Raw genomic sequence first — 13,542 nt, forward strand, 5'->3', positions numbered from 1 at the left:
CCGACCAGACATTGTCTTCACGCGTCCCAGAGTGGCGATTTTTGTGGACGGTTGTTTCTGGCATGGATGTCAGCTCCACTGCCGAATGCCGTCAGATCCGAGCGGGTATTGGTATCAGAAGATTGAACGCAACCGTGAGCGGGATGTGAAGACTAGTGAAGCGCTGCGTGCCGCGGGTTGGACCGTCATCCGGGTCTGGGAGCACGAGCCGGTGAAAGATTCAGCAGACGTCATTTACGCCGCAGTGACTGAGTAAGCAAGCGCGCGCCTCGTCCAGCTGCCACAGCCGAAATTCTCCTACGCGACTTGGATTGACGCCGATTGAAGTAAGCGCCTCGGTGCCTAGGTCGGTTGGAGCATTCGCCGATGGGCTGGAGCTCCACCACGGACACACCTTCGACTGAGACGCCCTGCCTGAGCGCTGCCCCGCCCCGATGCTCGACGACCTTAGATCACTAGTCGTAGACTTCTCCCTCCAGATGATGACCTGGCGAGAAGGTCGAGGGTGCCAAGTGGCTAGTCGCGGTGTTGCGTCGTACAACGGGCCGGCCGACCAACGGCCACAGAAGGCGTCGCTGCCGACAAAGTTCGTTCAAGGCTTTCGGCTGCTCCTGAAGCAGGCGATGGGATCCCCGGACGCCGCAAGCGGAAAGCGGCTGGGTAGCTGCATCGGTGCGTATGCTTTCTACGACTACGATGCAGAGCCCATCTATGTGGGGCAAACGTGGTTGAAGTTCGGAGACCGTATCGGTCGACACCTGACCGGACAGCGGAGTGACACCTTGGCGTATCGGATCCTGGATCCCTTCGAGGTCGCAGAGTTGGAGCTGTGGCCAACCGAGAGCCTGCGCAACGATCCTGACAAGCTGGCGAAGCTCAACGCAATCGAGTACTCGGCATATTGCCAGGCGATCGACCAATCGAAGTATAAGGCGATCTTGAACGAGAAGATCCCGCCAACCTCCGAGATCGTGGGGCTGCCACGCTCGTATCGCTTCAAGTTGATCCCGGAAGACTTGCGAGAGGACCGCGAGCACCCAGACGTCCGAATCGCCCGCCGGGCCGAGACCCTGGCGAGGGTGTCGGCGGTCGCTCACGAGCGCGGCGAGGTCTCACCCGGTCTGCGGCGGGTCATTGTGGTTCAAGCGGTCCGTCTCGCTGACCTGGCGGCTGCGCGGCTGGCCTACGCGGAAGGCCGGGCTAGGCCATCTCCCAATGCCATTAATGTGCATAAGTTGGTCGGTAACGTCCTCGAGGAGTCAAGTGCCGATGAAGCCGCCGACGGCTAACGCTTGACATCCAGCCTTCGCGATAATCCTGTTTAACGGCATTGCATTACATGGAGACCCATTGACAGTAATGAAAGTGGCCGCCATCTGCTCGTTCCTTGGCCGTGGACATTCGCGATTAGAGCGTCGATGCCGCCACCCCCTCGCCTTCACCCTAATTCGCGATTAGGGAATGGGTGGTGAGCCTCAAGGCGTGAAAGACGTAATTGCCTCGTAGAAAGGGTTACGGCGCGAGAGGGCTCGGCTGCGACAATAATTGCTGAGGAAAAACGACCCGGCAGGCCGGCAGCACTTCGGCTTCGATAGTTGGATGCGACGGAGTCGCGTCCCACAAGCGACGTACTGCTTGAACAAGGTCAATCACCTTGGGCGCTGCCAGGGCCCCCCGGGATCTGCTGCCTTGTCGGACCACGTCACGCCAACCCCCATCGGGTCTGCGGCGCTCGGAATTGACGACCGGGGACAATTGCTCTTGCAGTGCAAACTCGAGTGCTAATCCGACCGTCTTTGAGTCGAGAGTGCCAACGAGCGATCGGGCCTCAGGTAGCTCGGGCCAGGCCAGGACTACGACCTTGTGCCAAATCTCGGGTGGGAAGGTGTTGGCTAGGTGGTGGCTCTCACCCACAGGCAGGTCGCGCAGCCGCCGTTCCGCCTCGCTGGTTTGGCCAACGTAGAGCAATCCCCAGCGCAGCCAAACCCCGTAGATTACGGCCCCCCTGATCGGCGTCTGCTCGTGGTGGCTACCTACTAGGGCGTTACCAAGGCGGTGGGCGAAGCTATACCGAGCGTGTCGCCAGGACCTTGCTGCTGCCTGTTCGGAGGTAAGGCAAAGCATGGCTTCCCGCCAGGCGTGAAAAGCCGCGTCGCTGCCGCTGGCGGCATCTTCTGCCATCAATTCTCGCTTCCATGGCGTGTGATCGACTTGCTGAAGAGGATTGCAGTCCAAGCGAAATGCCGATCTCGTTCTACTTGGCCTAGCCTTGCCCTGAAGTCTGAAACATCATTAGCAGTGATTGTTCTCCCGCTTCGATAAGGGCTGAATGGCTCCGCGTGTAAGCTAGCCAATCGAAGCGGTCGCACCACTATTGGAGGTTCGAACCAAGACATCGAAGTCCGGTGCCTCTTTCCATTTTGGTTGCAGCCTGCTGACCCTGCTCCAGCCCCAGGAGTGGTAAGCCGCCTGGGCGGCAATATTGTCGGGACGGACCAGCAGCGTCGCCCGCAGCTCGGTGCGGTCGTTGACAAGATCATCATGCAACGCCCCAGCAATGCCTTGACGTCGCCAAGCAGGGTGCACCAGCAGCTCGCTGAGCGCGAAGGTCCGCGTGCCGTCCTCTTCGGTGAACCCTGGTGGCACAGGCTCGTGGATGCCTTCCCACCACCGTGTTTGAGCGGGTAGCGGAAAGCCGTAGATGTAGCCGACCAAGGCCCCGCCGACAGTTGCGGTGACCAACTCCCACCCAGCTCTTTGCATGTGGAGGTCGAGCTGACGCCGGTAGCGGTCCTCGCTGTAGAACTCGCCGCCACCCGCGTAGACCTCCAGGTAGAGGTCCACGAGCTGATCGAGGATCTCCTCAGCCTCGTCAGCGCTGTAATGGCGAAGCTGCAAGCCCTCGATCACAGGTTCACCGCCTGGTCGTAGGCGTCGACGAACTGACGGGTTGTCGTGGTCGCCTGCCGTGGTGCCGCCAAGCTTCGGCGTACCTGCGCGAGATGCTGACTTACCCGCTTCGAGTTGATCTGGCGCACGGCAGGCAGGACGTTCAGGGCGACCCGAGCCGCCTCGTTGACGTCGCCCTGCTGGTACAGGGCCTCCGAGAGCCGCACCGTGTAGTAGACCTGGTTCCGCCGATGACTAGGCGAGGGGTTGGCAGTGATCGAGCGCAACGACTGAACAGCGCGTTCGGGTCTGTCGAGGGCAAGGTAGGACAGCCCTTCGATCCCGTTCAGCTCCTGGGCGTTCACGAAGTGCACGAAACCCTGGTCATCCTCGTGAGGGCCGCGGTCCAACTCGCGCCGGGCCTTGGCCATCTCGCGGCTGAAGCCACTCGCATCTCCGAGGACGGCGTAGGCCGGTGCCCTACGCAGGTGCAGCAAGGTGGTGAGTCGAGGTGTGGCCCACCCGGCGGAGATCCGTAGGGCTGCTTCCGCGCAGTGCAGCGACTCGCCAGGCTGACTTTCGCGGATCAGCAGGGACAGGTGTGTGAGAGCGCGAACTTCCGCCTGCGGGTCATCGGCGATTCGGGCACGGGTGATCGCCTCATGCAGGTACGGCCGCGCCTCAGACCGGCGATCCGCGTCGATGGCGAGCCAGGCAGCCTCGATGGACAGATCAGCCAGGGCGCTTTGAAGCGCGTCACCGACCTCACGGCTGTAGCTTGCCCGCGCTGCCCAGGCCGACAGCCTGGTGTGCGCTTGCATGGCGACGTCGCAGAGCAGGTCGGCCCCGACGGCCGCATCAACCCGTCGGAGATCGTCGACCAGGGAACTGGCGAGCCGTACCTGCTCCATGCCGATGCTTCCCGGCACCTCCGCAGACGGTCCGGGGAGCAGGTACGTGTGACCGCCTGCGGCGAGTCCCGCGAGCGCGGCCAGGACGTTGAAGCGTCGGCGGTCCGTGACGCCACCCCCTTGGCTCGATGCCTGTTCCACATTAACCGTCACGGCTGCCAGATCGCCTTGCTCGACCACCTGATCCTCGCCATGTGGACTACTTGTTTCACCACCCATAGGGCTCGCATCGCTCCAGTGGTGCTGGCCAGGAAGGCGGAACCAGAGGCGGGAAGCCGGTATCCCGAGGAGCTGCGCCCAGTGCGCCAGTCGGTCCAGGTGCACCAGCGGCGGGCCGTTCTCCACCCGACTCAACTGTGCCTGCGTGATCCCCAACCATCCCGCCACCACGGACTGCGGCAGGGCGACCCGCCCGTGATACGGATGGCACCGGTACGCCCGGATGACCCGCCCCAGATGCCGCTCGGCCAGCGCGAGTCGCACCGGCTCGTGCTCCCAGAAGCTCGTCGGCACCTTCGGCGGCACGCTCAACCGGTCTCGCTCGGCGGCCTGGCACGGGGTGCACCGTCCGCTGTCGTTGTCCCGGGCCAGCCGTCCGCCGCACCGAGGGCAGTTCGAGTGTGTCACCGGCGGCTCCGTCCGTGTCGCCTCATCGAGCCTGTCCATTGAACACGCTGCGTGGAGCACTGGTATACGCGCGACGCATATCGTCAAAGGACCGCCGGACAGATGAACTCAGGACGGGCGTGCCGCCCGCAGCGCGTCGATGACCACGCCCCAACGCCCCGGCCCATTCGCTGAGTCCAGCGGCTTTCCGTCGGCCACGACCACGCCGGCAGCACGCAGCACCTCCAGGTGGCCCGCATAGGCGGGATGCGCGGCCAACTCCGCCTTGGTGTGCGGAAACGCGATGATCGGCAGCCCTGCCCCCAGCGACTCGTTGAGGACGCCGAGCGCCAGCGTGTCGTTGATGCCCAGCGCCCACTTCGTCACCGTGTTGAACGTGACCGGGGCGGCCACCACCACATCGGCGGGCGGGTGCGGCTCGGGGTCGCCGGGCATCCGCCACTCCACGCGTACCAGATAGCCGGTCTTGTCCTGTAACGCCGCCCGGTCGAGCCACGGCGCGGCGGTGGGGCTGACGATCATGCAGACCCGCCACCCGTCGGCGATCAGGAGGTCGACCAGCTCGTCGATGTGTTCCGCCGGTCCCGCGGCGCAGACGACCAGATACAGCACCGGGCGTTCCGTCATGCCCGCATTCTGCCCGATTCGACAGTCGCGGCGTGGAGCGCATACCGATCGCGTATGCCGTCAACGATCACCGTGACATGCCGTTGTGCCTGGTCAGCCGCGACAGTCGACGCATGGCCCGGGGCGGGTGCTCGGCCTCGGAGTTGCGCCGGCCCTCAACGGCGCAGCGCCTCCCGCCCCGGTGCCAGCCAACGAGTCGACTTGGAGCCGGCATGCCCACCGTGAACGACGACCACCCGGCTCGTGTGGGCCTGGCCGCCGCCTGGGAGTCGGTCGACGTGCGGGCCGCCGTCGACTTCTGGTGCACTGTCGAAGACCGCCGAGCTGGGCTGCTCCCGCAGCGCGATGCGCCGCTGTTCTTCACCGCGCTGGGCCGCCTCCTGGTCGGCGGCGACGACCCGGCGAGTCGGGCGGCGCTGCTCCGGGTGCTCGGCCACGCGTACCGTCACTTCGATTTGCTTCCGCACGCCACCACCATCGGCGACGCGTTGCTCGCCACCGTCGCCCGTCACGCGCGCCCACTGTGGACGCCGCAGCTCACCGTCACCGCCGAGCGCGCCCTGTGCCCTGCCACGAACGCCATCCGTCGCGCCGCCGCCCAGGCCGGCGACGGCCGGGCCTGGTGGCACGTCGAGGTCATCGGCCATGACCGGCCGTCGTCCGACATCGCCATCCTGACGGTACGTCCCTGGCGGCGACTGCCCTTCCAGCCAGGTCAGGCCGTGCCGGTCTGCACGCCGCGCCGGCCGGGTCACTGGCGCTGGCTCTCGCCGGCCAACGCCCCACGCGCGGACGGCACCGTTGAGCTGCACGTCCGCGCCGTACCCGCCGGCACCGTCTCCCACCGCCTGGTCCAAGGGGTACGCCCCGGCGAGCTGCTCTGGCTCGGCCCACCCGTCGACACCGGCCTGAGCCTCGACCCGGCGAGCACCAACGACCTGCTGCTCGTCGCCGGTGGCACCGGCCTGGCGCCGCTGCGCGCCCTGGTCGAACAGGTCGCCGCCGCACCGGATGGCCGGCGGGTGACGCTCGTCGTCGGCGCGCGCACCTTCACCGACCTGTACGACGCGATCGCCCTCGACAGGTTGCAGTGCGCCCACGACTGGCTGACCGTTGTGCCTGCCCTCTCCGACGACTCCTTCGCCGAGCCGGCCGAGCGGGGCGACGCCCTGACCATCGCCCTCGACCATCACCAGCCGGATCAGGAGATCTACCTCTGCGGCCCACCCGCGATGCTGACCGCCGCGCGGTCACGGCTGCCCGCCCTCGGCATCCCCTCCGCGCGCATCCACCTGCCCAGGGGCTTCACCTGCTGATGGTGTGCCTACCGGACGAACTCCGACCGGCCCGCGCATGCACGCCGCTCATGATCCTTGACGCTCGGTTACCAGCTGGAACTGAGCTGCCTGACGCCCTGGCGGAAGCGCCGCGGCGGCAGGACGGCCCGGAGCTTGTCGGCAGCGTCAGCGAAGTCCGAGATCGTGGTGACGCAGCCGTGGCCGAGGTGGGCGAGCCGGATGACGCCGAACCGCTCAACCACGAGCGCCTGGGACAGCGGGACAGTGTGCACGTTCCCGTCACCATCCACTGTCGAAATGGCGTCGATGCCAATGACCAGCTTGGCCTTGTTGTGGAACCGCTTGGAGAACGGCGGCCTGACAACCTCACCTGCTGGCACGAAACGGGTGGTCCGGCAGGAGTCCTCGGTGGCGCGAGGAAGGTTGGGCTTCGACCCGTACGGTACGACGATCATGGCGCTTGAGAGCCAACCCGATACGACGTCCCGCGCCGACTCCGGAGTGAGTCCAGCCAGCTCGCTGAGCGATTCCGAGCAGTAGATCTCCGCCGTGCCGAGCAGCTCCCGGTGGGTCAAGGAATCGAGGCTGTGGATGGCATCTTTCCATTCGACTTCGACCGTCAGGTCCTCGTCCTGCGTTGGCATCAGGTTAGCGATCTCCACTCGGTCAACTCCGTCGGAGACAAGCCGCCGCAGCTCGGCCCAGAGCAGCTCCGCCGCGACGGTGGCGTCGAACTTCTTGCCCTTCCTGCCGAAGTCTGGCGTGACCCTCAACCCGAGCTCGTGCCGCGTACTGTCGACGACCTCGCACATGAATTCCGCACCAATGGCCACCCCGGCCCGGTGTCTTGCCTCAGCGACTCGCGCCCGCAAGGCCCACATCAGGAAGACCGCTTCCACGCTGGGCTCGACACTGATTATCAGCGCGACACCACGGACCTCGTCGGCGTACCAGATCGGTCCCATCTGGTTGTTGACGAGTGGCGTGCTGCGGGTGACTCGCGGGCCAGCGGGCAACGGGAGTCGCATCGCCTGAGGCGGTTCGCCCGTCACTGTGAGAACAGCGTTGCCGCTGGTGAAGAACCTTTCGACGTACCGTCGGATCTCGTCCGCCGTGAAGAGCTTGTAGTCCACTGCGGGCCAGCGCGACAGGCCGTGTCCGCTCGGCCCGAAACGCCGCGACAGCAGCGCCCCCCACGGGTCGCGTAGCCCTTCTTCGATGTTCGACATGTACCGGCTGTCCGCATCGAGGCCCTCGACGGCGTCGGACAGATCCTCCGGCGGAAGATTACTGATAGCCGAGCAGATGGTGGCGAAATGCCTCACGACCTGATCAGGTGGGCCGCCTGCGAGGAACGACGTGTCGTTCATCCATATGTTGTCCTGGTGATTCTCCGCGATGTGATCCTCGGTCCAGTCCACCAGGTGCTGGACGAGATGGGTCAGGCCGATGGAGTCGATCTCTTCGTCGCGGGCGCCGCACCCAAAGGTCAACGACGCGGCCAGGGAGCCAGGCACAGTGCGTTGGATGACAGTAACTCCGTCTATCTCCTCACGCCGCATGAGCGGATCGTAAGGTGACCGGTCAAGCCACTGGCTGAGGCGTTCGACCGTCCGAGCAGGCGGTGCCGTGGGGTCAACTGATGGTGTCGCCGAACTCGCGTACCCCGTCCACATCGAGCGTGATCCGGTCGTTCGAGGTCCACTGGCCGGTGGCGGCGAGCCAGCTCGGGTCGTCGCGCTCGTCGATGGTGCTCCAACTGTGCCGGTGGTGCCGAAGCTGGATCGGCCCGGTCGACTGACCCGGCGCGAGCGTGCCGTCGGTGAAGGTCAGCTCCACCCAGCCGGGGACGGGAGTGCCCGGCGGGGGATAAGGCGGCGCCGGCGTCGACAACACGGACGGCCCACCCGGGGGTACGAAGAACTGCACGGTCTGCTGGATCCGGTCACAACCCAGCGCGGCCCAGTCGCAGTTCGGCACCAGCGAGGTGTTGCCGCCCTCGAAGCGCAGGTGGTAGCGCACCTGCACGGTGCTCAAATCGAGCGGCCCAGTGCCGGTGTTGGTGACCTTCAGGAGGTGCTGGATCTGGTTGTTCGTCGGTGACCAGTCGAGGTTGAGGTAGCTGACCGTTGCGCGTCCGCTGGCAGTGCGCACAGTGGTGGCGGGTGAGGTGTCCGAATAGCCGCCGAGCGCGCGGGCGGCAATCGCGATCCGGTACGTCGTGCCGGGTGCCAGGTCGGTGAGCGTGATCGTGGTGTCCGTGGTGGCGCCGAGGAAGCGGTACGTGTTCGGCCCCAGCGGCACCTGCACCTCATAGTTGATCGGCTGCCCCGTGCCAGGTTCGACCCAGGCGGAGGGCGCCCAGCTGAGCGTGAGCTGATGCGGTTCGTTGGTGACCACCGTCGGGGCGCCGGGGGTGCTGATCGCTGGGCCGTCGGCACGGGCGGCGTTGACGGCGAGCAGGCTCGCCAGCGCGGCGACGGCTACGGCGGCGGTGACGCGGCGAGCGGACATGAGGCGAATGCTAGGGCCGCACCCGCAGAACTGATAGTTAACAGTCAATATGTGGACCCGGGTTCATCCTGCTGGTCTGTTACGCGACGTAGTCGGTTTGGAGATAATGCCTGGTCAGGTGGCTACCTAGCGTCAACCCGTCATCACGAACGGCCTCGACGTCGGCGTCGCACCTGCCGCCCCGTCCGGCCTCAGACGGGAGAGAACTATGCGTACTCAGAACACAGGCCGGCGGTTCGGCGCTCGGGCGTCCGTACTCGTGCTCGGTCTTGTCGCGACCGGAGCGGTGCTCGCCCCGGCGAGCCCGGCGTCCGCCGCGGTCCCCGGCCTGGTGCGGATCGCCGCCACCAGCGTCAGCAGCTCGGCCGACTACCACAGCGTCACGGCGACCTGCCCGGTCGGCAAAGTGCTGACCGGCACCGGCTACGAACTCAACGGCGTCACCGGTGAGGGCATCGTCGACGACCTGCGCCCCAACGGTGGCCCGGCCACCGCGCCGACCGCCGTCACCGTCGGCGCCTACGAGACCGAGGCGTTCGCGGGTAACTGGTCGGTGACGGCGTACGCGATCTGCGCCAACCCGGTGCCCGGCCTCGTCCGCATCTCCACGGCCGGCGTCAGCAGCTCGGCCGACTACCGCAGCGTCACGGCCACCTGCCCGGTCGGCAAGGTGCTGACCGGCACCGGCTACGAGCTGAACGGCGTCACCGGTGAGGGTGTCGTCGACGACTTCCGCCCCAACGGGGGCGTGGCCACCGCACCGACCGCTGTCACCGTCGGCGCGTACGAGGCGGACGCCACTGCCCTGAACTGGTCCGCCACCGCGTACGCGATCTGCGCCAACCCCCTCGCGGGCCTGGTGCGCGCCTCCACCGTGGGGGTCAGCAACTCCCTCGACTTCCGCAGCGTCACGGCGACCTGCCCGGTCGGGAAGGTGCTGACCGGCGCCGGCTACGAGCTGAACGGGGTGACCGGCGAGGGCATCGTGGACGACTTCCGCCCCAACGGCGGCCCCGCGACCGCCCCGACATCCGCCGCTTCTGGCGCTTACGAGGAGGACGCCTTCGCCGGCAACTGGTCCGACACGGCGTACGCCATCTGCGCCACCCCGTAGAAACCAGTCAGCCGGTGCAGCCGCCGTGCGAAAGCGCGAGCCGCTGCACCGGCTGAGTGGTCGGCTCAGGAACTGCCTTGGCGCTGGATCCGCCCGTCGCCCGAGACCTTGGCCCGGCCCAGGCCGCCTTCGGTGCCGGCCGGGCCGGTCGCGGTACGGCGGTGCCGTTGGTCGGGCGAGTGCTCCATGGGCGAGCCCTGGCGGCCCGGAGCGCCGCTGCCCGAATGCCGCCGGCCTCGCGCCGACTCGCCGCCGCTGTCGTGTTTGTTCTGCTTGTGGCTACCCATGGACCGCGCGTACCCGGTCACTGTGCGGCTAGTCCTGAACCCTCGTCAGCTCCAGCGGCCTCACGGATTCCAATAGACGAGGACCCTGGCCTGGTCGAAACGTCGCTCCTTCAGGTCGGCACGCTGGATCACCCAGTGGATGCTCGCGCCGCCCTGTCTGCCGCCGTGAAACTCGGCCAGCACAACCCAGTCACCATGGTCGGGTTCCCCACCACCACCCCCCGACTTGTCGTACCCCGACCGGCCCGAGGGGTGGGCGCCCAACCAGGCGGGGTTGAAACCGTTGCAGTCAGTGCCGTAGCCGCCCAACAGCAGTGGCGTCGGGCCCCCGGCGGAGAATATGCCGTCCGGCACTTTGCGCAGGACGGCCTGCCACACCTCGGTCATCTGTTCGAACGGGGGATCTCCCGGCAGCGGCGGCGACCACGGGGGCCCCGGGACCGTCTTGACGTAGGGCAGAGAGATGTCGACGGTGAGGTGCAGATCGCCCTGCGGGATCTCGTAATAGACCTCCGCGTACTCGTCGTCGTCCGGAGGGAAGTCGGGCGGATACTGCGCTCGCTCCTCGACCGCCACGTCTGCCGGCACATATCTGGCCTCGCCCCAGCCGCTTTCTTCGGGCCAGCCGAACAGCAGCAGTTGGCCGTCGGACGGTAGTGGAAGATCGGTCACGTCTGCCGGAAGAGCAGCGCAGTCGATGGTGGCGATCAGGGGATACTCGGGGTCCTCGGCGTCGGCCGGAAGCATCACGGGTCCGCGGATAACGCCCACGACCGGTCCGTCACCCCCCTGTGTCAGGAGGGCGGAGGGGCGGGCGAGCCCCAGCCAGCGCTCCACGTCGGCGGCGGGTATGCCGCGACGCAGCGCCTCGGCGCGGACCTGATCGAGGATCTTCACGTTTCGGGGAAGCATCGAAGCACCGTAGGTCAACTGTGCGACGTTCACGACCCCGCCGGATGCTGGCCGCCCCGAGGCAGACGTCCCTGCAATCGATACCGCGATTTGCCGTCGGCGGGCGGCATGCGGGAGCGCCCGACCATAGCGTCCGAACCACGGATTTCCGTGAACGCGCGATCTGAGGGAGGCGCCAATGCAGACGACCGACTGTGTGGTGTTGCCGGGCGAACGGGCCCCGGTCACCGTGAACGTCGACCGATGGCGGGCGGGGCTACCGCCGGAGACGTCGCCCGCGCCCAACGAGGAGGCGTTGCGGACGGCGTACCGCCGCTTCCGCGACCCCGACCACGCTCGTCTGCCCTGGTTGGGGCCGGGCCTGTTCACGAAGGTTCTCTACTTCGCCGGCTACCGGCGAGGGGCCGGCGCTGTGCAGCCGCTGATCCTCGACCGTGTGGTGGCCGGTCTGCTTCCGGCCGAGGCGGGTGTCGGCCGGCGCAACGGGTGGTCATCCGAGGAGTGGCTGGCCTATCTGCGGTGGGCGGCCGAGCAGGCCCGGGTCAGGGGAGTGGAGCCGGACGCGGTGGAGATGGCGGTAGTGCCCGACCGCTGAGGTGGCTACCGGGTGGCGCGGAGGCGGGTGTCGAGGGCGTCGAGGTCGGGGACGAACCAGATCTGCCCGCCCTGGTTCGACTCGTGCACCAGCGCGCGCAACGCTGAACTCTCCGCGAGCTGCGCCGAGACGTCGCCGACGACGGCCAGCCGCACCCGGTAGTTGACGAACTTCTGCATCACGTCACCGGCGAAACGGGTGCCCAGCGAGAAGAAGCGCGCGTCGAGCCGGTTGGCCGGCACGGCGACCACCTGGGCCCCGAGGAACGCCGCGCCGATCAGGTCCAGCGCGTCCTGCTCGGTGGCCACCGGCGGGCCGTCGGGGTCGCAGACCAGCACGGGCACTCCGGCGCGTTCCTGGATCTCGTCAGGCATCGTGGACCTCCCGGTCGAGCAGGCCGTTGTCGGCGTTGAGTACGGCGTCGAGCAGGTGCAGCAACTCGGCGGTGGCGGCCGGGTCACCCAGGATGATGATCTTCATGCGATGGCGTTGCTCGTCGTACACGGTCTGCACCCGCAGCGGGTTGGCCTGGTCGTGGCCGGTGTTGGCGCTGGTGAGCACGAGCGTGCCGAGCCGGTCGGCGGCGGCCCTGTCGAGACCGTCGACCTGGACGATGCTCGACACCTCCGCCTGCCTGGCGACGCCGGGCGCGGTCGGTGCCTGGCCGGTGAGCGCGTCGAGGTCGCCGGCGGCGATCCGGTACTGCTTGCCGATCCGCACCGCGCGCAGCCGGCCCGAGCGGATGTAGCCGCGCACAGTGCGTACGTGCAGGTTGAGCCGGTCGGCCACCTGCTCGACTGAGTACATTTCTTCTGTCATCGCTCCCTATACTACCCCGATAGGGAAGCATAGGGAGTGATGGGGTCGACTCGTTTACGGCATCAGCTCCAAAGGCTCCGAACCCACCTGAGCCGGCGAGGCCCCGCGAGGCGTTCCGCCGGTTAACCCGCTCGCGCTGTCGGACAGGTCCAGTACCGTCTGGGAACCATGGACGCGCTCGGCGACGCCATCATCGGGCGGGACCACCCCGCAGGTCTGCTGCGCGCCGAGGTGGATCGCGCCACCACCAGCCACGGCGGTCTCGCCCTGGTCACCGGCGAGCCGGGCATCGGCAAGACGACCCTCGTCACGTCGGCGGCCCGGGAGGCCCGCCAGCGGGGCGCGCTGGTGCTCGGCGCCGCCTGCTGGGACTCCGACAGCGCCCCCGGCTACTGGCCGTGGGTGCAGGTGCTGCGTGCCCTGCGGCGCTCCGCCGACGACTGGGCGGTGGCGCGGCAGTCCGCCGAGCCGGCCCTCGCGGCCCTGCTCGGCCAATCCGGTGCCGACGGCGAGCAGGCCGGTCGCCTCGTCGGTTGGGCAGGCGTCGACCCCGGCCCGGACGCCGCCGACCAGGAGGCGTTCGCGCTGTACGACGCGGTGACCGCCGCCCTGGTCGCCGTCTCCCAGCACCGGCCGATGGTGGTCGTTCTCGACGACCTGCACTGGGCCGACCCGGCCTCACTGCGGTTGCTGAGCTTCGCCGCCCAGCACACCTGGTTCGAGCGACTCCTGCTGATCGGCACCTACCGCGACGCCGAGGTCGAGTCGGGCGAGCACCCCCTGCGCCCGCTGCTGATGCCGCTGGTCGCGAAGGCCACCACGATCACCCTCACCGGTTTCACCCGCGACGAGGTGGCCGCACTGATGACCCGGACCGCCGGCCGGGAGCCTGAGGCCAGCCTTGTCGACGAGGTGCACCGGCGTACCGGCGGCAACCCGTTCTTCGTCG

15 protein-coding genes are annotated in these 13,542 nt (G+C 67.5%); 6 read left to right on the forward strand and 9 right to left on the reverse strand.

The features are described 5' to 3' along the window. Both ABZ749_RS15575 and ABZ749_RS15580 read left to right on the forward strand, forming a co-directional pair. On the forward strand, positions 1–256 hold a 256-nt coding region (locus ABZ749_RS15575; RefSeq protein WP_357228044.1), incomplete at its 5' end, for a hypothetical protein. Between the two features lie 256 nt (positions 257–512). Continuing rightward, positions 513–1,289 carry a GIY-YIG nuclease family protein gene (locus tag ABZ749_RS15580; protein ID WP_357228048.1) on the forward strand — a complete coding sequence of 259 codons (777 nt, stop codon included), beginning with the start codon at positions 513–515 and terminating at the stop codon, positions 1,287–1,289. 1,057 nt (positions 1,290–2,346) lie between these two features. Here ABZ749_RS15580 and ABZ749_RS15585 read toward each other — a convergent pair. The 3 genes from ABZ749_RS15585 to ABZ749_RS15595 form a co-directional block, all read right to left on the reverse strand. Then, positions 2,347–2,910, reverse strand: a complete 564-nt coding sequence (locus ABZ749_RS15585) for a GNAT family N-acetyltransferase (RefSeq protein WP_357228050.1) — start codon at positions 2,908–2,910, stop codon at positions 2,347–2,349. After that, complete coding sequence (locus ABZ749_RS15590; RefSeq protein WP_357228078.1) at positions 2,907–4,325, reverse strand: hypothetical protein; 1,419 nt, start codon at positions 4,323–4,325, stop codon at positions 2,907–2,909. The genes ABZ749_RS15585 and ABZ749_RS15590 overlap by 4 nt, the downstream gene beginning before the upstream one ends. Positions 4,326–4,535: 210 nt before the next feature. After that, on the reverse strand, positions 4,536–5,054 hold the full coding sequence (locus tag ABZ749_RS15595; protein ID WP_357228053.1) for a flavoprotein: 519 nt from the start codon (positions 5,052–5,054) through the stop codon (positions 4,536–4,538). Positions 5,055–5,266: 212 nt separating this feature from the next. Between ABZ749_RS15595 and ABZ749_RS15600 the strand changes: the two genes are divergently transcribed. Further along, positions 5,267–6,370, forward strand: a complete 1,104-nt coding sequence (locus tag ABZ749_RS15600; RefSeq protein ID WP_357228056.1) for an FAD-binding oxidoreductase — start codon at positions 5,267–5,269, stop codon at positions 6,368–6,370. Positions 6,371–6,438: 68 nt separating this feature from the next. Here the strand turns inward: ABZ749_RS15600 and ABZ749_RS15605 are convergent, their stop codons facing one another. Then, positions 6,439–7,914: a hypothetical protein gene (locus ABZ749_RS15605; RefSeq protein ID WP_357228058.1), complete on the reverse strand. Its 1,476-nt coding sequence runs from the start codon at positions 7,912–7,914 to the stop codon at positions 6,439–6,441. A 73-nt stretch (positions 7,915–7,987) separates the two neighbouring features. Beyond that, positions 7,988–8,866: a cellulose binding domain-containing protein gene (locus tag ABZ749_RS15610; protein ID WP_357228061.1), complete on the reverse strand. Its 879-nt coding sequence runs from the start codon at positions 8,864–8,866 to the stop codon at positions 7,988–7,990. A 208-nt stretch (positions 8,867–9,074) separates the two neighbouring features. Here ABZ749_RS15610 and ABZ749_RS15615 point away from each other — a divergent pair, with 208 nt between their 5' ends. Continuing rightward, positions 9,075–9,980 carry a hypothetical protein gene (locus tag ABZ749_RS15615; RefSeq protein WP_357228064.1) on the forward strand — a complete coding sequence of 302 codons (906 nt, stop codon included), beginning with the start codon at positions 9,075–9,077 and terminating at the stop codon, positions 9,978–9,980. Between the two features lie 65 nt (positions 9,981–10,045). Here the strand turns inward: ABZ749_RS15615 and ABZ749_RS15620 are convergent, their stop codons facing one another. Both ABZ749_RS15620 and ABZ749_RS15625 read right to left on the reverse strand, forming a co-directional pair. Beyond that, entirely contained in the window at positions 10,046–10,267 is a 222-nt protein-coding gene (locus ABZ749_RS15620; RefSeq protein ID WP_357228066.1) for a hypothetical protein, read from the reverse strand. A 60-nt stretch (positions 10,268–10,327) separates the two neighbouring features. Next, complete coding sequence (locus ABZ749_RS15625) at positions 10,328–11,212, reverse strand: hypothetical protein (RefSeq protein WP_357228069.1); 885 nt, start codon at positions 11,210–11,212, stop codon at positions 10,328–10,330. Positions 11,213–11,357: 145 nt separating this feature from the next. Between ABZ749_RS15625 and ABZ749_RS15630 the strand changes: the two genes are divergently transcribed. After that, the gene (locus ABZ749_RS15630) at positions 11,358–11,774 is read left to right on the forward strand and encodes a hypothetical protein (RefSeq protein WP_357228071.1); all 417 of its coding nucleotides are present in this window, start codon (positions 11,358–11,360) and stop codon (positions 11,772–11,774) included. Between the two features lie 5 nt (positions 11,775–11,779). Here the strand turns inward: ABZ749_RS15630 and ABZ749_RS15635 are convergent, their stop codons facing one another. Next, a complete protein-coding gene (locus ABZ749_RS15635) occupies positions 11,780–12,148 on the reverse strand; it encodes a DUF4180 domain-containing protein (protein ID WP_357228074.1) in 369 nt (122 codons plus the stop codon). Further along, positions 12,141–12,593, reverse strand: a complete 453-nt coding sequence (locus ABZ749_RS15640) for a helix-turn-helix domain-containing protein (protein WP_357228076.1) — start codon at positions 12,591–12,593, stop codon at positions 12,141–12,143. The genes ABZ749_RS15635 and ABZ749_RS15640 overlap by 8 nt, the downstream gene beginning before the upstream one ends. Positions 12,594–12,812: 219 nt before the next feature. On the opposite strand from ABZ749_RS15640, the gene ABZ749_RS15645 reads away from it, so the two are divergent. Next, positions 12,813–13,542: AAA family ATPase (locus ABZ749_RS15645; RefSeq protein ID WP_357228080.1), on the forward strand; the 730-nt coding region annotated here is incomplete at its 3' end.

The sequence above is a fragment of the Micromonospora sp. NPDC047753 genome (genome assembly GCF_040642735.1).
In the GTDB taxonomy this organism is placed as follows: domain Bacteria; phylum Actinomycetota; class Actinomycetes; order Mycobacteriales; family Micromonosporaceae; genus Micromonospora.